This window comes from Pedobacter sp. ISL-64, assembly GCF_018613605.1.
Lineage (GTDB): Bacteria > Bacteroidota > Bacteroidia > Sphingobacteriales > Sphingobacteriaceae > Pedobacter.
Genome location: NZ_JAGGPU010000032.1, coordinates 33,732 through 55,208, shown reverse-complemented (window position 1 = coordinate 55,208; position 21,477 = coordinate 33,732). Strand labels below are relative to the sequence as shown.

Annotated in this window: 10 protein-coding genes; all 10 read right to left on the bottom strand. The window is 35.0% G+C overall.

Annotated features, from left to right (window positions below; translation table 11 throughout):
* Positions 1-26: 26 nt before the first annotated feature.
* On the bottom strand, positions 27-419 hold the full coding sequence (locus J7E57_RS26065; protein ID WP_215130372.1) for a helix-turn-helix domain-containing protein: 393 nt from the start codon (positions 417-419) through the stop codon (positions 27-29).
* Between the two features lie 501 nt (positions 420-920).
* Positions 921-4,181: a sacsin N-terminal ATP-binding-like domain-containing protein gene (locus J7E57_RS26060; protein ID WP_215130374.1), complete on the bottom strand. Its 3,261-nt coding sequence runs from the start codon at positions 4,179-4,181 to the stop codon at positions 921-923.
* A gap of 55 nt (positions 4,182-4,236) precedes the next feature.
* Entirely contained in the window at positions 4,237-4,950 is a 714-nt protein-coding gene (locus J7E57_RS26055) for a PP2C family protein-serine/threonine phosphatase (RefSeq protein WP_215130376.1), read from the bottom strand.
* On the bottom strand, positions 4,947-10,373 hold the full coding sequence (mads8, locus tag J7E57_RS26050) for a methylation-associated defense system ATP-binding protein MAD8 (RefSeq protein WP_215130378.1): 5,427 nt from the start codon (positions 10,371-10,373) through the stop codon (positions 4,947-4,949). The genes J7E57_RS26055 and mads8 overlap by 4 nt, the downstream gene beginning before the upstream one ends.
* A gap of 1 nt (position 10,374) precedes the next feature.
* A complete protein-coding gene (mads7, locus tag J7E57_RS26045) occupies positions 10,375-11,937 on the bottom strand; it encodes a methylation-associated defense system protein MAD7 (protein WP_215130380.1) in 1,563 nt (520 codons plus the stop codon).
* Positions 11,938-11,939: 2 nt separating this feature from the next.
* Entirely contained in the window at positions 11,940-16,082 is a 4,143-nt protein-coding gene (mads6, locus tag J7E57_RS26040; RefSeq protein WP_215130382.1) for a methylation-associated defense system protein kinase MAD6, read from the bottom strand.
* The gene (gene mads5, locus J7E57_RS26035; RefSeq protein ID WP_215130384.1) at positions 16,070-17,482 is read right to left on the bottom strand and encodes a methylation-associated defense system restriction endonuclease subunit S MAD5; all 1,413 of its coding nucleotides are present in this window, start codon (positions 17,480-17,482) and stop codon (positions 16,070-16,072) included. Before mads5 ends, mads6 begins: the two co-directional genes overlap by 13 nt.
* Positions 17,479-19,500 carry a methylation-associated defense system DNA methyltransferase MAD2 gene (gene mads2 / locus J7E57_RS26030; RefSeq protein ID WP_215130386.1) on the bottom strand — a complete coding sequence of 674 codons (2,022 nt, stop codon included), beginning with the start codon at positions 19,498-19,500 and terminating at the stop codon, positions 17,479-17,481. Before mads2 ends, mads5 begins: the two co-directional genes overlap by 4 nt.
* A 1-nt stretch (position 19,501) precedes the next feature.
* Entirely contained in the window at positions 19,502-20,347 is an 846-nt protein-coding gene (locus J7E57_RS26025; protein WP_215130388.1) for a nucleotidyl transferase AbiEii/AbiGii toxin family protein, read from the bottom strand.
* The gene (locus tag J7E57_RS26020; RefSeq protein ID WP_215130389.1) at positions 20,337-21,314 is read right to left on the bottom strand and encodes a type IV toxin-antitoxin system AbiEi family antitoxin; all 978 of its coding nucleotides are present in this window, start codon (positions 21,312-21,314) and stop codon (positions 20,337-20,339) included. Before J7E57_RS26020 ends, J7E57_RS26025 begins: the two co-directional genes overlap by 11 nt.
* Positions 21,315-21,477 lie beyond the last annotated feature (163 nt).

The window sequence follows — 21,477 nt, the reverse complement described above, 5'->3', positions numbered from 1 at the left end:
TAGGCTACAAAATTTCAAAATAGGAATTAAACCGACTTTGTGAAAGTTGCTCTTTTTTGAAATTCAATCGGTGTCAGACCAACACGAGATTTGAACAACGTACTAAATGAACTGGGGCTGTCGAACCCGACGTCAAAGCACGTTTCAGTTACATTAATTCCATTTTTCAGGAGCTGTTTTGCCTGTTGAATGCGTTTATCAATTAAATATTGTTTTGGTGTTTGACCATAATACTTTTTGAAAAGTCGGAGCAAATGAAATTTTGAAGCAAATCCTATATTGGCTAATAAAATCAAATTCACTTCGTTGTTAAAGTTGTGATTAATATAGTTTCTCGTTTTGATAACAGCGTCTAATTGTCTTTCGTTTGAATAACAAATTTTCTTAATTCGGTCTATTTCCTGTTGATAAAATGTCATGTTGTTGTCGTTTTAACATTACCGCTAACGTGCCGCGGTTTTGCGAGGGCGTGGCTTTTCAGCACTACAGCTCAATCAAAGCACGGACGCACAAATTTAATGAAAACTTTGTTACGGAGACGTTTTCCTCGCTCTTACAAATCGATTAAAATTTTCATAAAAAGTGTTGGACACCCCTACAGCCATTTGCTAAAATTTAATTTTAACTATCTAATAATCAATAAGTTTAATTTTAATATTTTTTTTGATTTTCATCAGTATAATAATTAAATAATTGTAAATCAATGAATTACATTATAAAAAAACCTCAAAATCATCATTTTCAGGTTTTTGTGGCTGAAGAGGGATCACAGTCGAACACCTAATTCCAATTTTGACGTTTTTTGACAGCTTGAAAATTAGATAGAAATTTTTAAAAATAACTTGTTTTACGATTAACCTTCAAGTTATAATATCCTTCTCCTGTGCAAAGTATCGCTAGTATTTCTTTTTTCACAAGTATTAGAGTTCTATATTGTCCTTTTTACTAATTTTGAAATATTCGTTTTCTAAGAACGTAATAAATTCTTGAAAAGTCAAAAAGCTTTTCCATGTAGATCTACTGACATTTACACTGTAATTGTTATTGTCAAGTCTAGTTTGAACTTCACCAATATTATATGTTCCGATTGTGGCTAAGCTATTTTCCATGCCGTCTACTTTTGATTCGATTATTTCACCTATTTTAAGAATAAACTTTGCGTTTGCTATAAAGTATTCTTTATCGACAACAGTATCATGTTGCTCCCGCAATAAAACACATAGAGCGTATCTTTCTTTATAATTTTTAGCTGCTCGTCCCTGCGTTCCAGACATCTTAACAGTTTCGTTATGTTCCACTGTACTTTTTATCTCCAGCAAGTAAGGATCATTTCCGCTATGTAAAATCTCGAAATCATATCCATTATCTGGATTAGTTATATTTAACGCTTTGATATTTTCAATTGCCGCAACAAAAGCGTTTTCAGCTGCATCACCTACAGCTTTTCTCCATTCAGCTTGCCTAGCAGCCTCTTGGATCTCGTTTGCCACAATTAATAGCTTTTGTGCACCTCCAACCATTCTTGATGCTTCAATTAAAACATTCAATTCAGATGCAGACATATCGAGTTCAGCCAGCGCTTGGATTTCTTCTGGTGTTTTATCGATTTTTGATAAAGCCATTACCATTTTGCTGATTTCAGGGCCGAAAGCTTTTACATATAACACAGGTCTTTCCTTCCTGAAATGTGGGAATAGCATCCCGCGTTCAACTTCATCGTCTCCAAACCAGTCATTTAAGCTATGAAAAAGGGGATTTAATGAATTTCCGGATTCAACATTCTTTTGGATATCGGGTGTAATGAATAGTTCATCTATAGGCTTGGCAAGCAATTCTGCTGTTGCCCAAGGAAGCGTTTCAACTGTGATTTCCCTCGCGATTAATATATTTTTAGCATCTCCTTTTCCTGTGTAAGTTGTGTAAAGTTCCTTTAATAATGGATCGAAAAATGCTTTTTTATCCTCTCTAAAAATGTTGGCTTCTAGCTTTCTGAAAGTTCCACTTTGCATGGGGATGACAGCGTTTGTAGTAAGAAGCGTTTGATAATCTGTAGTCCGAAAGAGAATTTCGATCATCGTATTCAACCACTTATATGCCGAATGCTCATCACTCTCAAAATAAGTATTCGCAAATTCTTTAAAGGTTAGGCTATTTTCAATCAGCCAGCAAACATATTTTATTGACGCAAATTCGGCCGAGCCAAAACTGAAGTCTTCCATATCTCTCACATGTTGCTTTTCAGGAATAAATTTAGGGAGTAATTGGCCAATATGATTAAACCATCTAATTCTTTCTCTAGAAAGATCATTAGGGAACATACTGACCAGTTCAAAAACTGCTTGGAATTTTTCAAGGTATTCTGTAGCTGGAATGAGCCCTCCAATGAAAGTATTAACACCATAGTAAAATGCTTTGATATCAAATACATCGATTCCATCTAATTGCTCAATATCTGAGTGAATTAAAACATCATAAATTTTTTGTCCAAGCTTATCGCCAACTTCTTTTAATTTATCACTTAATACATTATCTTTACGTAAAGCCTCTTTTTTAAGAAGATCTCCCTTCGTATTAGGATATATTGCGTAACCTTCTGTTAGGTCGTGCCTTCCTATTCTATGCAAAAAATTGATAAGTTTGTTTAACCAATTTATCTTAGTCTCATCCTTACCGAGTTCCAAGCTATCCAGGCCACTTGACACTATGATAGATTTCAGAAGATCTTCTTCAGTAAAGGTTATAGTTGTCTCCCAATTTTCGGAATCTTGAGACACAATCCGTTGCCAATCCAAAAAAGTATTTTTATCAGGAAATTGGTCTTGGAAAAGTTTGACCCCTATTTGGTAGAATTCTAGGTTATCGGCCTCAATAGGGAAAATTCTTGGAATTTTCGCCAATGAGAGGGCGATTGGTTTGCCTGAGGCGGTTATTATAAGAGGATGTTTACCGAAAAATTCCCTTAATGGTTTTTGAATGCTAATGGTATACCAATGCGTAGATGTATATTCTATCTTTTCTTCAGGCAATCCGCTTTCAGTAAGAAGATGTAGACACTTTACTCCCGAAGATTGCAGAATTGTAAAAAAGTTAGTTGAAGCCATCTTGTAACTAAGAAAGATATTTCTATTAGTATCAGCTGTCGGATCTACACGATCTTCATTGTCTTTAAAAGTCCTAACACCATCTCTTGGCTCTGATGGTTGGAATTTTGCTGATTGTAGAAGAAAAGGAATATGCCAAGTTTCAGTACCTACAAGAGGGAAATCTTTAAATAGCTTAATTTCCTTTTCTATCTTCTGTACTTCCCAGATTTCATTTCTATAAATTGCAGGTACCGCAATCGTTAAATCGTCATTACTATAGTGAATAAGACCTTCTTGATAGGATTCATTATTAGCTTTGTTTTTTCCATTTAGTTCGGAAAATAATACCCCTGGAAATATTTCTTTTGGTGACGATAGAGAGTATATTGTTTTTTCCTGATCGAGAGTAATAGCGATAGTTCCTATCCCAGATTTTTCATCCGTTGAATTGATCAAGAGTGCAAAAGGTAGGTTTTTAATGAAATCTTTAATGCTTTTTAATGCGAGATCATAACTATCATCATCAAGTATGTAGCTATAAGTAGTTAGTGTTTTGTTCCCAATATTATCACTGACTCCCTCATAGAATGTATTGATAATATCGAATACCTCATTGAGCGCAATTTCTAATTCATTGAAACTATCAGCTCGTCTGTCAACTGGAATTATAAAATTTTTTAGACCATTTCGAGCTTGTAACATGCCTGAAACAGTAGCCAATCTGTTGAGAGCGTGTGTGGTTACAAAACCTGTTCCGAATTTACCGGTATTATCATCTGAGTTATCGAAAGCTTTTGTACTGGTTCTTCTTACTAAAGCTAATAAATCGTTCAAAGTAAATGGAATTCCATCGTGCGCAAAGCTGAGCGTGCTTTTGTCAAGTGACACTTCTATGTTCACTGTCCTTTCTTCTTTAGTTCCGTGTTTGCTAGCACAATCCTTGGCATTTTGCAAAAGTTCCCAGATCCATCTCCGTTTGCGTTCTATTGGAACGGTTTTAAGTCTTTCGAGATCCTGTAGAATGGCCTTTATTTCGCTTTTTTTTCTATCTTCGTCAAGCGCTATATCAACTGCACTTTTTTGTGGAGCATCACTCATATTTAAGTAGTTTGTTTGTATATGCAATGCGATTTATAAAGCAAAAAATCCATCACTAAGCTCGATTAAAATTTGTTAATATTAAGGAGAAATTATCTTTAGCCTCTTCAAGTAAGCGCTTTTCAATGATATTCATTGCTTCAACATTTGATTTAGTACTGTCTAAAATTTGTTGAATTTGGATACCACTAAAAATGTCACTAACTCCATCAGAGCAAATTAAGAATACATCTTTATCTTCAACCAAGCCTACCTTGAAAAAATCTATTTGTGAACGGTCAACTTCTCCCTGAACTGATCGAGTCACAACATGCTTGTATTTATTTATCTGTTCGGAATTGACGATAGATCCTTTATCAATGACCTCATTCATAAGAGTATGTGAATGAGACTCTTTTTGGAGTATATTATTTTTGAAATGAAAAATCTTTACATCTCCAACCCAAAAACACAAGGCCTCTTTTGATGTGACTATTGCACCACCAACAGTTGTTCCCAGCTTTATCCCTGTTTTTTCCTTGAATTGCCGTATTGCCAGATTTGCTTTATTTATTGCTTTCTGAATATGATTTGGATTGATGTCATGAGCTGATGATAGGTAAGTAAGTATGTTTTCTGATACTAACCGTGCAGCTCTTTCACCTTGCTCATATCCGCCCATCCCGTCGGCCACAATGAATAGAAAAGTTTCAGGATCAAGATTTCGAACCAAGATGTAATCTTGATTTATTTCTCTTTTACCTTTATGTGTGAATATAATAGATTTCATTTTCCTCCTGTTGCCTGTATTGTTCCGCCTCCATGCTTAGTCACTCTAGGCCTAGTTGATATTTTGACAGGTTTAACAGAGATTCCTTTGTCTGTTGCTTTTGTAGCCCATAAAAAGCCTTCACCTGGCATTAACGAACTCATATCTGCTGGAGAAAGCGTTGAAAGTTGCGTAATAGATTTCTGAATGTGCTTTAACCATTGAGGACTATTGAACTTATGTAACAACACAATAGAACTAAGCTCAATTATCTCATTTGGTAAACTGGGAGGATCTTGACTAGCAATCATTATACTCACCCCTTTGTGTCTCATTTCACGTATAGCGGTTACAATATTGCCTGTAAGATCTTTATTATCCATGTATTTATGAGCTTCGTCAAACACAATAAATTTATTGAAATGAATTCCATTCGAATTTTTGACCGCCGAAAACACGTTTAACATGATTACAAATAATCCTAGTGCCTCGTCTTTTACAATAAATTCATCTCTTAGATCCACGATAATTAATCTTCCAGGTTTGAGTGAATCTCTGAGAGTATAATTATCGTCGATATATTCTCTTGCGAAACTTAACTTCTGCCTAGCCAATGCCTTTTGAGAATTTGACAGCAGTTCCGATGATTCAACACTTTCGACGATTCCATCAAGCGTAATATTTCGTCGGTGGTCTTTCATAATGGCTTTAAGTTGCTTGATGTAAGCAGAGTCATTTCCGACTGCACCAAGTAAAAACATCCAATCCTGAACGCTTAATTCCTTTGAATTAAATGCGATGGGTAAAACTTCGATAGAAGGATATTCCGATTTTCGTTCTTCGATTTTATCTCTAGGGGTTAATATGATAACATCTTCTACATTATTTGGGTCAGCTCCATACCTTTCTTTTAACCTTTTAAGCTCGCTCTCTTGATCATTTGGATAGATCATAGAAGTAAATTCTGGTTCATAGTCCATACTTTCGCTATAGTGAAAAATCACACCTGCAAGAGGAGCGGGAAGTTCATTTATATTACTGAATTCTTTTAATACCATTTCTGAAATGGTACCAATCGTATAACTTTTACCACCACCTTGAACCCCAAATAGACTTATTGTATTGGTCTCACTCAAGTCGATAGCTATTTTTTTACCATGTAAGCTTTCGCCTAATATTCCAAATTGAATACTAGGCGAAGTTTTTCCGATCAAAAGATCATAGTCTGGTGTTTTATGAGTACTATTCTTGATCGGCTCTTCAGTAGATTCAATGTTGTCAATCGAATTTTCAATGCTTGACTCATCATTTGATTTATACACTTCTTTCGGTTCAGCAGCAATTGATTTTTCGAGAGCAGAATGCTTTATATAAATCGGTTCTTCAGGAAGTGGTTCAGTTTTCACTACATCTCCCTCTGTAGACTCTTTAGTTTTGAATTTATGTATGAATGGCTTTAAAGTTGTGTCTGTGCCAATCGCCGAATTTAATTCGGAATCAAAATCATTGTCTTCTAATCTTCTAGTATTAAGATCGGAATCTGGATCAAGAATCTGTTCAATTAACTTCCCTCCAAAAGTGAAGAATGTCAAATCATGATCTAAAACTTCTTTATGATGCTTTTTGGAAGCTGAAAAATTGAATGTAAATCCAAGCTTATTAAATTTTAGACTAAATCCCGCGTCTAAATGTTGTAAGAATGCCATGTAACTTTCATAAGCATTTTCATTCAAGTATTCATAGCGGTGCGCTCTTTCTATATAAAAGCTTAGTAGTGACTTTAACTCCTTGTTTTTAATTTCTCTATCCAGTCTATCAAAAGATAAATGGTATTCTGGATCATAATGTATTCTAAGAGCTGTAATTGTATTTTCAATCTGCTCTTTTATTTTTTCTTTTAGTTCATTTCTTTCTGATTCACCTAGAGACTTTCTACATTTGATTTCTATAATTGATATATTGATTTCTCTTTTTTCAAGGTTGATGGATACCAATAAATTATCAGCCCGGCTTTTACTATCAATCGGAAGGTTTTCAAAAAGATTTTGGTGCAAATCAATCGGAATCAAAAAAGCTTCCTCTAAAAATCCCTTCTTTTCAAGTATCCGTTTGGTAAAAGCAGATCCAATTACTTCAAAGGCTTTATTTTTTGAAGAATTAAGTTGTAAAACCAATGAGCTACTGACAGCCCTTAAATCTTCGAGTAATATCTTTATTTTCTTTTCATCCTCTGGTTTGTGAATATCTAAATTAAATTCTTCAAAATGTGGCCCAAGTAGTCCTAAGACTTCTGATGTGGGTCTTGTAGTTAAATATGACGTTATGCCAGAAACCTCTTCTCCAGGAACATAATCTAGCAGAAACGGAATATTCCCGTCTTTTGAGGGTTGATCGAATATTTGGGGGCCAAGATTTTTGTCAAAGGTTACAACCCAGTCGGAGTAGTCATGTAAATGAGTTAATAGCACTTTGTCTCTATCATTTAACCTCAACTGTGTTGAAGGTATAGAATCAGTCTGTTTTGAAGCTAGCGCACCAGCAATAAATGATTGAATATTGTCAAAAAGTTGAATGCCTAATATTCCTGCGCCGGAATATGAGATAGATAGGCTATTAGCGACGATAAAACGATTCCATTTTATTTCGGTACTGTTTTCGTCTACTGTTACAGTTGATTCTGTCAAAAGCCCATTAAGATAAAAATTCCTGTCATTTCTATATGGTTTTATCAATTCTACTGTAATGGGAAATGGGCTTACTAAAAAGCTCAAGTGCGCCGTAAATCTAAAAGGAGTTGTCAAGTAATCTAATATGCTGTTTATTGAAAATCTTAGTTTTGGAAATAATCGATTTTTTGATGGTTGTGAAAAAGCCTCCGCTTCTTCCGAAACATTAAATTCTGGATTTATTAGGTTTCTAAGAGCTTCACCATGTTCGATAATTTTATCATCACCTTTAAAGATTCTAATTTCATACTTAACTCCTTTAAAAGAATCCTCTTTTTCCAATTCTACAAATGCATCAGCGAATACGGAGGTGTCTCCTGAATTTATAAGGTTGATAATGAGTTTATCAGTATAAGGGTGTTGGGAAAGATAATTTTTAATGTGACGAACTACTAATTTCTGACTAATATCCGTTTCAACATAATTATCCCGTGTGATATTAAACAACTGTCTAAAATAATGTTTCATTTGTCTTGAGACAGACGTCATTCCCTCTTTTGATTCATCGGCTACTACATTAAGATATAATCCCCAACCGTATGCTAGTTCGCCCGAATAGTGAAAGTTCTTAAATGAGCTTGGTTCCACTAAAACTAAAGGATTGTTTTCAGGAGAAAGCTGCCCTTCAAATAAGTAGTCGAGATTTTTTAACCATGAGTCTTTATAACCAGGGAAACTTTCTGTCTTTTGTTCCCATATGTTAAATATCTCCATTAGCTGTAAAGACCAAGCTAATCGTAATGGGTGCAATGGAGAAAGTAAAAGAGCTTCAGTACGTTGGCCATCTGGAAGTTTAGTTTTAATCCTGGCGATATCAAGTATTTGCAGTTCCGTTAGAAAATGCTGAATTTTACTTTTCTCTTCGGAGCTTAAATTGTTATTGGAAATTTGTGCCCTTAGAGAAGTAGTCCAGTCTGTTAACTGTTGAATATATTCTTTAATCTTTTCACGATGTTTAAATATATCGGCTGTTTCAAAAATGCCGTCACCAGCATCGTTTGATGTCTGAATACTTGAGAAAATCTCTTCTCTAAGCTTTAATACTGCTACAGGAATTATACTTGTTAATTCACTTTCTACAAATTGTAAACTTTCATAGCCTACAGCAGAAGAATTATTTTTTAGAACGCCTTTTACATAGCCAAAGCTATCACTGTGCTCCAAAAAAGCTATTTCGATTTCGCGTAATTTTGAGGATAGACTAATCTGATAATTATGCTTATCAGAATAGTTGATATGAAAAGTTGATGTATGCTTCGTTAAATCGCCAAGCCAATTATTTGAATTTTCAGTCGGAATAGGTTCGTCTGCCTCTTTTTCATATTTAAGTTTTTCAATTCTATATTTGAAATAAGCCTGTAATACGTTGTTTAATTTGTCCTTACGACGTTCGTTGTCACGTTCAACAGTTTCATCTACCACATAATCAAAATCTTCGGAGTCGCAGGTTAGCTTGTATGAAAAATTGCGTTTTTCGCTATTTTCGTCCTTAGCTTTAGCTTCCTCCCAAGCTTTTTGAATTTTAGGTTCTTTAAAATTGTCGTCTCCGTTTAAGACGTTTCCGTGATCGTCTTCAGCTAATATTTTAAAAAAATATGATCCCTCTTCCATAATATTAGCGTTTAATTCGACTGTTGCTTCACGAAAAGGTCGGTTTGAAACTGTGTTTTTAAGTTGCCTTAAAACTGAAATTTCCTCTCCTGCGCCGCCATCGACCGCCATTAGCAATACTTTGAAATATTTTAAGTCTGATATCTCTTTTGGAGTAGGGTTAGTTCTGAATCGAATACGGACCTTCGAAATTTTATTTTCTTCAGCGTGAAGAATTATTTTGCCCTCTTCGATCTTAAAATCGTTGGATTTGATTTCTTCAGTAAAAAGTTTAATATGCGTAAAATCCAAGTCTGGAATTTCCCAGTTTGAAAAATTTAGTTGCAAATATTTCTCTGAAATAAGTCGGCAAATTTCTTCTGCATTTCTTGCCTCCTTTTCTGCTTTGATGAAATTTACTACTTCTTTTTGCAGTGTATTAGGCTCTAAAGGAAGCTCAGAAATTCTTTCATAGAGCGGCTTACTAAATGAACTTAATAAAGTAGTGCTTAAAATATTGAAGTTTAATCTTGACCTTACCTTTTCTGTTTCCTGAACCAAATTTGAATCTGGTATTAAGTTCAATAAATATAAGCTGTCTCCAACAGCTTTATTAGAGTAACCATCCTCTTCTAAGGCTAGTAAATACTTGATAATGTTTACAATACTAATGTCATAAGCTTTCAGATAACTCAGTACTTCATTTTTAATTATGTGTGCGTATTTATCAGGGATGTTATCTAATAGTTCGTTTTTAAGATTGGTTTCTATACCATCTAAAGAAATTTCCTTGAACGTAGCATTACCATAAGAGTCTTCAGCGGCTGTTCTACTATTAGAGGGAATCAGCACCAATAATGGTGCATCCTGTTTATTTCTTAATTCAATTAATTTAGTTGCCGAGATAAATTTTTTATCCGTATTCTTTTCCTCTGAAACTATAAAAGTATCAATGTTTGGATACTGAACATGAATGATATTCCATAAAAAATCTAGTTCGTTAAGCCCCAAACCGGTTATTTTCATACAGTGCCCAGAAGTAGCCTTAGCGAGATCTTCCTTATGAAGATGGAGGATCAGATCGATTATTTTTCTATAATATGTATTGGGCGTTTTCAAAATTTCCATTTTACTGAGCATTTAGTTCATAACGAGGTCTTATTCTTTGAAGAATGTAAGCGTCACTTAGATCATTATAAAATCCTATTTGACGAAGCTTTCTTTTAAAAGCATCAACATTTTCTTTGAATGCTAAGTGAGTTTGTAAATCTGCATCTGCAAATCGATCTTCATTCAATCCATTTATCACCAGGCCGTATCTCTCTCTAATACTCTGAATGAGTTCTTCAATTGATAATGTTCGCGTATTGAACTGATTATCTTTTGATTCTAATACAAGTATCTGGACTAAGGTTTCTAAAAGCCGTGTACCTAAAACAAACCGTCTAGGGTGTTTGCGGCTACGGCCTTGAGCCAAAAACCCACGTTCATTATTTTTTTGAGAAAGGTTATCAATTAGTTGGATATGATAGCGATATTGGTATGTTCCCCTTGCTTTAAGAATCGTTTCAATATACCGATCAAAGTAAGTGTCTTCATACCGAACCATATCTTCTATCATTATTTTGTCCTCTTCTTCCAAGGAGTTATAGAGATTATCCCATTGTGTTTCGAAGTAAATTTCAAAATCTGATGGCTTATATTTTAATGTTTGGAATGCTTTATTTATGTTTTCTGAATTGTTTTTATCCAACTTTAACCTTCGTAATGTTGCATTGACTTGGAAAGTAGCTTTTACATAGTCGTAGACTTTGTTTATTAAACTTTCAGCGTCATCTGCTGCTATTTTAGCCGCTTTGCTTTCGTGATTATCAGTTGCATCTAGTACAATATTCCAGTCATCATTTATATCCGAAGTACCACTTTCTATCATTTTTGGTAGTAGATGAATTAATTTCTGGATATAAATAGATAGATGGAAAGATGTTACTGTTTTTAAATAGTCTATCAATACGTTTCTTGGTATAAGCCTTTTGTACACCAACAGCCTCCTAACATCATCACAGAATAAATCAGCTTGTTTTTGCAGTATTGGGGAGATTTGATTTAGGTTCGAGCTGCTTTCCAAAAATCCAGGTTTTACGTTTTTGATAATATGCAGTAATCCTAAACTATCAACATCCAATCCGTTGGTGATATTGATTTTATTAGTTGTTTGATCCCAACCCTCCATTAGAAAGTTTTTCAAATCTTCCTTTACTGTAGGATTGACAGAAAGCATCAGGTACACCTGATCTGCGGTATTATAATCTCTTGTATTTGCAGCATTTCTAACTCTGTAACACTCTAAATGTATGGGTCTAAGGGAGGAGATTTTTTCTTTATCGATATTTCCCCGGTAAACCATATTTACCAGGTTACTTCTCATCCAAAGTTCTACTGCCTCTGGATTATCTTTAAATCCTAGAACTGCACCTTCTTCTTCAAGTTTGGCAAATACTTTTTTAAGAGTCTGAATTTCAATAAATGCATTGCCTGCTGAACGAGCTCTCTGCTTTGGCCTAATTCCATTATGCTTAAGGAGCATAAATAGATTAACCAATGTATTGTCGATATTTATTGCTTTTGCATCAACTGTGAAAATCAGTTCATTTCTGAATAAACTTTCCTCCTTATTTAATTTAATCGCCATAATTATATAGTCATTGGTTGTAAATGCAGACGACTCAGTTCGTCTTTACTGATTCTGAAAAAGGCAAGATTATCTTTGGTCACAACAACTTCATTATAATTAAGATTCTCCAACAGGTTCTTGAATATAATTAGTTCTACAAACTTTCCTCTTAGATCATTAAGGGAGGGACTAAAACCCTGCTGAATGAAATGAAGCATTTCATATAAATCTAGGGATACAGTTAACTTGATATGCTTCTGCATCTTGTGACGAAATGTCAAACTATCTGGTTCATATTCGAGATATTTAACTAAATGACCGGTTCTATTTACAAACAATTCAAAATCACCCAAACTGAATAACCGAAATGATTTACTGAATGGATCATTAATCTCAGTTGAGGATAAAATCAAGTATTCTTTATCAATTGCAGCATTGTCACATCCTTCATTTAATGAAATGGCTCTTGAGATGCTGGTTTTTGTATCATTATTTATGTCGCCTTCGATAAGCACTCTTACAAATTTGAAAACAGAGTGATACGGTAATCGTAAAAGATAAGAAGGCAATTGTTTATAGTTTTCATTACCATCCTCAATTTGACTGTTTGAAACCCTTAATAATTCTGCTTTGCCCTCAAAATATTGGTGTCTTACAAAATTTTTCTGGATGGTTTTAATTCTTAATATTTCAACTTCGTCCTGTTCATAGGTTGGTTTAATCCGTTCAACCGCATTGAAAGTCTCAAGTAGATTAATATCTCTCTCAGCAAATTCTAAATAGGACTTGCTTTGATGCTTTCCAAAAAATAGATCCCTGTCTAAATCTGGAATTGATACCTCCCCGATATCGGTTTCACGTAATAGTTTAATTAAGCGGTCTTGATTTCCAGAATCATCAGACATCGGATTAGTAATATTGAAGTAATAGTTTTGCCAAAAAAATTCAGGAGAATTCAGGTTCTTCTTGTATAATCTTTCGACATCTCCGCAATCATAATCACGAGTCAAAGTGTAGGCAATAAAGGAACGTAGATCGCGCATTGTTACATGCAATTCACGTTTAAGAGTTGCCGTTCTCAACAACCACTCCATGCGAGTTATAATTTCATCACCGGTAGCGGAATCATTAAATGATTCTACGTTGTACTTTATAAAGCACTGGTTTGCTAAAGAACAACCATCACACTGCTTCCAAAGTTCTTTTTTTGTAAGTGCTTTTATTTGGTGTCTAAATAAGCTAGGCTCTTTTACATCCTTCGCGGTAATTGACCTCAAATTCAGGTTGATAATCATTAAACCCTCAGGAAGTTCATGATGACCTTCATTGTAAAAGTAGTTTTCAATGTTGTCGTGTAATTGATTGTGTTTCGATGTTGTTTTTAAAAACTCAACTAATCGTCCTTCGTTGATGGCAATAATTCTGCCTTCCGTAGCATCATTATAGTTACTTAAATTTTCGAATGGCAGAAAGAAGTTTTCAAGGACATCATGATTAATTTTTTCATTTTCATCTTGTGAACCATCATAATTACTTTCAAATAGTATTCCATTAATCCTAAACTTAGCTCCATTTTTATGACCGAATCGAGTAAGGTGGGTAATATTTTTATCTTCCTCTATCTTTCTAATAAACGCTGTTTTACCATCACCTGCATTACCTGTTATAATTAGCAACTTAAACTGCCCATCCAAAACCGCTGGTATAAGGTGATTATCTAATTTGGTTGGTGTATAGGTAAGTTGATCAAAATTACTTGTATTAAAATTTGCCCTTGTTCCGGAATTTCCGTGTTTTGATTGACTGAACAAAGAATTTATATACTTAACAAAGTCTTGTTGTTCGGCAACTTCAACTTGCGTGTCTGATTGCTGAGTCTTACTTTCTAATATTCCGTCTTCACCGAACAGTAGAAGGGCATCTAGCATTTCTTTCGCTGTTGCAAATCGACCGTCAGATCTAGGATTTATGGCTTTTAAAATATAATTAGCAAAATCCTCAGATAAACGTTCTTCGATCTGTTTTGGATGGATTGGCTCTTTACTTAAGATTGGTAGTTTCCCTGGAGACCATGGATATTGCTTACACAACAATTCGTAAAGCGTAATACCCAATGCAAAAGTATCTGCAGAAGTATTCCATTTTATTTTCGTTCCATCAATTATTAAATCTGGTGCCAGATAAGGGTTGGTTCCGACAAAATCGTTGTTGTCGTCCGCGAATGATGCGACATTAAAATCAATTAGAACAAATCTTTGCTCATTGTCCCACACAATATTCTGTGGTTTCACGTCTCTATGTAGAATTGGTTGCTCAAGAGATTGCATGGCCACCAATGCGTTCAAGATATCTTTAGCAACATGGAATACTCTTTTAATAGACAACCTTGCGTCGGTACGAGTGTATATACTTAGATTTTCACCTTCGAGGTATTCCATGATGGTATAAAACTGTCCATCAATAGATTTCCCGTTACCCACAAATTTTACAATGTTAGGGTGGTCTAGTTTTTTTAAGGCCTTATATTCATCAATTACTGATTGTGCATTTACACTTTCATGAAAAAGCTTTAGCGTAAAAGATTCTCCTTGCAATTGTTGTAGTACCTTAAATACTCTAGAGTAACCACCTTTTCCTAGTACCTTTTGTATAAGATAAACACGCTCGAACGAATCTCCCTCTTTTATGTCATATGCGTCAATTGTTGGAACGGCTACGGGTGTTATTTTAGTTTCAGGAGCAGAAGAGGGATTGCCTTTCAAAGCTTTATTAAAGAATTCTTCCAGCTCTTCAATGTTATCATATCGGAGACTTTCGTCTACCAATATTGTTTTATTACACAGCTCATCCAACCATTTTGGCAGGGCAATATTGATCTTTGAGGGCAGCCTATCTTCAGGTAGTTTTCCTGATAGGTTATTTAGTTCAAATGGAGTCTTAATTGGTTCAATCCCCGTAAACAGCCAGTAGATGAGCACTCCTAAGGAATAAATGTCAGAAGCCCTCGAAGCATCGCCAACGGTAAGTTCTAGCGGATGGTATGCAGTAGCATTGCTTTCACTTATAGTCGGCATAACAGTGTAGCCTTGTCTGGACTCATCAGAGAAATAAGATTTTCCGAAATTTCCTAGATAGGCATAACCACCAGTCATGAATATGTTTTCTGGGTTGATGTCTCTATGAAAAACGTTTTCCTTGTGCGCTTCTTTCAGCGCAGCCATTACGTTGCGGATGATGTTTATCTTTTCCTGAAACGTAAAAGTTTTTGAACGGATTTCTGCTTTTAACGAATTTTCATCGAGGTAGTCAGAGATTTCGTAAAAAAGGTGGTTGTCTTCATCTATCCTGAATTCAACATTGAGAATGAATGGTTTGGCTTTTATTCTATTTAGCGCTCTATATTGATTGTTGATTTGATTTTCTCTAGCTAGTAATTCTTCCTCACTAAATCCAATGACCTGCAATGCATATTCTTTAATTCTCTTCTGAATAGATGATGCTACACCTTTGGGTTTTACCAGATATTCAGCGTAGTTGTTTTCTTGATGCAGGACTTCAAGGATTTCATAACCTTCAACTTCACGCTTTTCATTTGGTGCTTTCTGGCTTTGTTCGCCAGTTAAAAACTTAATTAAATCAGTTTGGATCTTGGCGATGTCTCCTTCTAATTGCCCAATTTGATGAGGATCTTTCAAGTAATTGATTAATTTTTCATTTAGTTGAAAGGTAAGTTTCCCAGCTTCCTTCCATAGTGAGGGTTCATAAGTATTGGCAAACGATAGCGTCACCATGTTTTGAACCCAAACGTTACCCCAAGAAAAATCATGCTCTTTTAGTTTGGAAGCTAGAATTGCAGTTTTTTGCCTCCCTGTTTTTAAAGGGTTATTTCGCTGCTTGTCATTTACATACCAATAATTATCGTCCCCTTCAATTCGACCTTTCCAATCCTTGTTCTCAATGTTATATATTGCATGAGGTGCTACAACAATGATGTCATACTCCCAATATTGAGTTCGGTTATTACGTGGATTTGTGGACGCAATTTCGACGTTAGGAATTAAATAAAAGGAATCTGGAAGGTTTGCTTCCAGAAAGTCAAGTAAACGCTTTTCTCCAGCATTTACAACCGAATCAAAATAAGGAGGTTTAATTATTTTTGCCATGATTGGATTTCATTTTCTACAAGTTCAATCGCAAGATTTTCTTTTTTATCAGCTAAACCTCTTTTGTCAAAGGCCTCAATCACTTTTTGTCCAATGATTTCTTTGACTTGCTGAGATTTAACTGGGATGTTTATTTCTTTTATAAGCTCCCAGTTGGGGTACAATAGATTAGTCCCGTAAACCATAGCTCTTAGAATTCTAAATCCAGCTTTAGATGATAAGGCTATAAATAGATATGCAGCATCCATTTCTGTTTTGCATTTGAATTTCCCAATAACTTCCGATAAAAGTTTCCCTTCGAAATTCGACCGGACCAATAATGGACGCGTGAAAATTTCGTTTTCTCCGAGTGTTCCCGCAGAAGGCATTATCAAACTACTTCGTTGCGCTGTATCACTTGGATTGATTCGTTTAGCCCGGACTTGTTTAAACACTTTGGGATTTTGTCTGTGAATATCACCTTGAGAAATCAAATCATGTCCTTTAAAATTAGAGGAGGTAATTCTTTTGAAAGAAGCTCTTGATCCGATTTTGAAAGGAGCGTCTAGGTAATCATTTAATGTCAAACCTTTTGCTGAATTCCAATATTCAATAATTTTCTTAGCCCTAAGTGAATGGTTTCGTGCCTTTATAGTTGTTTTGAATAACCCTGACATTTTAACTGAATATCCTAATTGGATTGCATTTTCGCTAACAGCTAACCATTCTTCAGGGTAGTCTAGCTCGTTTAATTCATTAAATTGATTTTTCGCATCAATTATTAATTGAGTAGCTTCTTCTCGAAGGCTGTAAGCCTCCTCTATGAGATCATGTATTTCTTGCTGCTTTATCTCTGGAATAACTGGAATAGGGAGATCACCAATGTGATGCGGTTCAATGTGTGGTATTGCAGACCCAAAAATACCAGTGCGAATTATATTATATCCTATTCTTGAGGTGAGATATGCATACATATAGCCAGAAAGAACATTCCTTTTAGGAACTACGCGAATAACATCTTCAGAGATCGCAATCTTTGCTAAGGTTTTATTGACATATTGAGCAGTACCAATAGCCCCGGAACCTGAACGGGCAATCAAAATCCAACCCTTCCGAATAAATGAGGCGTCTAAATTTTCAGAATGTTTTCTCGATATATACTTTGTATTTAAGTCACCAGATTGCAACATGCATGTTATTCCGCCAAATGGAATGCCATTGGCACTATCATTAACATATATTCTTTTTGATCGTCCACCATAAAATATTCCCTCGCTCCAGTTTCTTATATTATCCAGAGGGTACGGTGAAAGAGATATTAGCTTTTCAGCTAATTGACCCTCACTCAGATGAAAGTTGGCATCAAATCTCTTTATATAATTATTTGATATTTTTAAAGTTCTAACCTTATCTATTTTCATGATAGTGTTTCATTTAAAAATTCAAAATATGCTTTTGTGATTTTAGGTAGGTCGTCATCAAGTTGCTTAAGTTTTTCTCTTCTAATTTTGACTTCTAGCTCTCTATCTTTTTTGCTTACTAAATATTGGGTTTCTACATCAAATAGAATCTCAGCCCCATCCTCATCGCGTAGGTAAATTGGAATACCTCTTCTGTCTTTACCTAATTTTTCAGCAATGGCCATAAATATCTCATAGTCTTCTTCTTCGCTATCTTGAGCTAACTGCCTTTCTAATTCAGTCTTCTTCTGTAAGAAAAGTAAAGATGCTTGAACTCCAACTTGAGGAAGAAAAGCTTCAACAGGCAAGTCTATAGAAGCCAATATTTTGAATTTATCTAATATCCATTCTCTTACGGGTAGTGTATTGGGATTACCTAATATTCCATCTGGAAGTACTATTGCCATTTTGCCATTAGGTTTAAGATAGTTATAACATGCTTCAATAAACAACACTTCTGGTGCATCGCTGTACTTCGAAAGAAAATATTGATTTGCAATTTCCCGTTCGACTCTGACTTTTGCGCCAAATGGTGGATTGGTGAAAATGATATCAAATTTTTCACGAGCATCGTCGTTCATTTGACTCTCAACTTTCTCTGTTTTTGAAAGACTCTTTTTCATTGCCGTTTCAATCTTCTCGATTTCATCTGGGTGCTCCCAATTAGGGTAAGCAAGGGAATTGACGTGAAAGACATTCGCATGTCCATCACCGGCCATAACCATGTTCATTCTAGCCGCTTTTTTCAAGTCCGGATCAAAGTCAAACCCGAAAATGCTTCTTTCAGCATATGTTTTCACACGTTCGTTAACCTCTAAAGAATTAAATTTAGCAGTTAATAATGGCCCCTCTAAATCGGGATATAACTCAGAAGCAATTTGCTTACGTACATGGTCTAAAACCATCACTAGAAATCCACCAGAACCACAGGCAGGGTCTAACACACGATCATTCTCTTTGGGATTCATCATTTCTACCATAGTTTTTATGATGTTTCTCGGTGTAAAGAATTGGCCTGCTTCCTGTTTTAGTGTGTTACTTACTATTGTTTCGTATGCCATTCCCTTAACGTCTATTGATGCATCAAGGAACGAATATCGAGCAAGCTCTCCAGCAATAAACGCAAGTCCTTTGTCAGTCAGACCTATAGCTTCGTTACCATCAAATACTTCCGAGAATATTTCATCGGCTTTCAGTTCTTCAAAAAGACCTTTAATTCTTTTTGCAACAGATTTTCGGCCGTCTTCTGTATTTTGTTCTTTTACACCAACCCAAAATTTTCTGCGATAACTTTCCTCAGAAGGCATGAATTTGCGCTTTTCATCATATAGTTTGCAAAAGATGAGATTTAAAAGTTGCCAAAATGCATCTTTTTTTCGGCCTTCGTTACCATATATATAATCATGGGAGCGCTTAAATACTTTAACTAGGGAATCGTTAGCTGGTTTTTTACTACTAGATCTGTCAGCTCGATCAAGATCGTCTAGCGTTTCCCCTTCACCGGGAAAATCAGAAAGATCAACGAATTCATAATCAAAGCCGAGTGGGTCGTCTTCTTTCTGCAAATAATGATAGTTGGAACCGTTCGCCCATAGGCCAAATTCACAACTTTCCACTGCGCCCATTGCATTTTCTAGAGTTGGCTTAACACCTTTCTTTTTATCCGTAACCTTTACGCTGTCATCAAGAACAATGCAAATTCGTATGATATAATCCTGGGCGTGTGGTTTGCTTTTTTCAAAAACGACAAGTTCTAATTTCTGTTTTTTGATTTTGTTTGTATCTGGGTCATTGTACGAAATTGTAAAGTCACGTTCCATGTCAGCTAAATCAAAACCATACTCTTCATTTAGCATTAATGCTATGGATTGAAGGTTAAATTCTTGCGGCTTAGCTTTCTTTATTTCGCCAGTGATAACGCATACCAATTGATTATCTTCTAGGGATATATCTTCTTGTTCTATTATATCTGTTGCCATATTATTTTTCTAGCTTTTTTATTAAAATGAGTAGACTTTCAATTAGCTCTTCGAACCTAATTATTCTATTGGTTTCCAGTATTTGATTGATAAGCTCACTGTCTTCAGCCTTGTCATGCTGATCTTTTATTATTTTGGTTATAGCCTCTTTGGTTTTGATGTTTATTTTCAGAATGTCATATAAATCGTCACCTAAGAGTTTAGCCCCGGCGGTAATCGTTGAAAAATTATCTGTTTCATATATTTCCTCGTATTTCTCTATCGCCTTTTCTCCGTAGATACCTAGGTAATTAATTAATATAAAGCCTATATCATCAGCATCCTTATTCCCTTTTAAGTGTCTATCCTTCCAAGCAACTATTTTTAGGACAAATATGCCAGCTAGTGATATGATGTTGATTTCAAATTCCTCGTCTATTCTTACTACAATTAAACCGTCTTTAACCTCGGGAAATCCTAAGACACTCATCGCAATTTGTTCATCTGGAGGCCAAAATATCTTGTCATTTTCTTTCATGATATTGCCAAAAGGCACTACATCAAGTTGAAAAGTATCTTTGTAAATGAATCTTTGTTTTTGTTTTGTGTCTTTTTTAAAATGTTCGAGTTGCACTATGCCTTTTTCGATTTCCGCATACTGATCCCAATCATTTATAGCTATTGCAATATCCAGATCATGTGTTAATCGGCCTGATTTCTCATTATGAATTTCCATTACTATGTCCCTGGCTGTAGCTCCTATAACAAAGAATTGGATACTCAAGTCTTTAAAGTAGCCATCAAGTTCTTGTAAAATTGGCTTTAATAGTGGATGGGCTAGTTTGTCGCTGTTAATTTTATAACTCATCCTCTAGTATTATTTTTGCCATTTCTATATTCCTCTCAAATCCACTACTAATTAAATCCGCGTACACAACTAATGGGGGAGCTGTTACAGTTTCGTTATTAAACTTCCAGAACAACTCACAGAGCTCCAAATTTCCGTTTGGATTGGGTGTGAGTTTGAATTGTTTAGACAGCGTGCTCAATTCAGCATTGCTGTATAAAATATATTGCTCGGGACGAAGATTCTTTGTCAGTATTGCCGCGGCGGGTTCACCACCCCACACACTGATTTTTTTCTCTGCTAGCATTTTAATGTCATTAAAATCAGTATTTTGCAAAAATTTCATTCGTTTTCGTAAAATTCTCGGCTTTAATACTTCATTATAGGCAATCACCCATCTTTCGATTAACTCCTTCTTATTCTTTATTATCCTTTTTTGTTTAGTTCGAAGAACAAATTTGAGGTCTTCTAGCTCGCTAAAAATATTGCTTACCGATCCTATGGATATATCAGTTTTCTCTGATAACTCACGGTAAGAATAAACTAAACTTTCAGGCTTTGACAACAATAATAGAATCAGCTTAAGGCCTGCTTCCTGAAAAGCTCTGGATTGATCTTTGTCATATTTATCAGCTTTTTGTCCTTCAATGCAAATAAAAAGATCGTCCTTTTTGATATAGGCATTACCAGATGCATCCAGATAATTTAAATTATTATCCTTCAATTGATTAGCTGAGCTTTTTGAAATATACTTTGCTATAAAGAGAAGGGTTGCTTTTTCTTTATCTGTTTGATTTACAAAGGGTGTCAATACAATTCCAATATTAGAATCTCTAATTGCTGCCTTCGCTATAACGTTAAGTCTCTTATCATTTATAGTGAGTGCTGCATCATACTCTTTACGTTTACTATCCAATTCAATAGTGGCGTGAGTAAGGCTTTCTAACTTTGATACTGCATCATAAACGAAATCATTGCTTCTACTCATGTTCATTAAAATTTATTGTTCAGTGACAATGAACAATCAAATATAATGAACACTTTGTTGTTAGCCAAATATTTTGAGGATTATTTGTCAATATATTTTTACCTATTAAATAAGTAAGTAGTGTGTTATGATGTAGATCGTGAGGAATGTTTTTTTACCTTTG

Bases quoted from the DNA above. Each gene is read 5' to 3' on its own strand.
- J7E57_RS26060 (WP_215130374.1), bottom strand. From the start codon at position 4,181: ATGAGTGATGCTCCACAAAAAAGTGCAGTTGATATAGCGCTTGACGAA.
- J7E57_RS26055 (WP_215130376.1), bottom strand. From the start codon at position 4,950: ATGAAATCTATTATATTCACACATAAAGGTAAAAGAGAAATAAATCAA.
- mads5 (WP_215130384.1), bottom strand. From the start codon at position 17,482: ATGAAAATAGATAAGGTTAGAACTTTAAAAATATCAAATAATTATATA.
- mads6 (WP_215130382.1), bottom strand. From the start codon at position 16,082: ATGGCAAAAATAATTAAACCTCCTTATTTTGATTCGGTTGTAAATGCT.
- J7E57_RS26065 (WP_215130372.1), bottom strand. From the start codon at position 419: ATGACATTTTATCAACAGGAAATAGACCGAATTAAGAAAATTTGTTAT.
- mads7 (WP_215130380.1), bottom strand. From the start codon at position 11,937: ATGGCGATTAAATTAAATAAGGAGGAAAGTTTATTCAGAAATGAACTG.
- J7E57_RS26020 (WP_215130389.1), bottom strand. From the start codon at position 21,314: ATGAGTAGAAGCAATGATTTCGTTTATGATGCAGTATCAAAGTTAGAA.
- J7E57_RS26025 (WP_215130388.1), bottom strand. From the start codon at position 20,347: ATGAGTTATAAAATTAACAGCGACAAACTAGCCCATCCACTATTAAAG.
- mads8 (WP_215130378.1), bottom strand. From the start codon at position 10,373: ATGGAAATTTTGAAAACGCCCAATACATATTATAGAAAAATAATCGAT.
- mads2 (WP_215130386.1), bottom strand. From the start codon at position 19,500: ATGGCAACAGATATAATAGAACAAGAAGATATATCCCTAGAAGATAAT.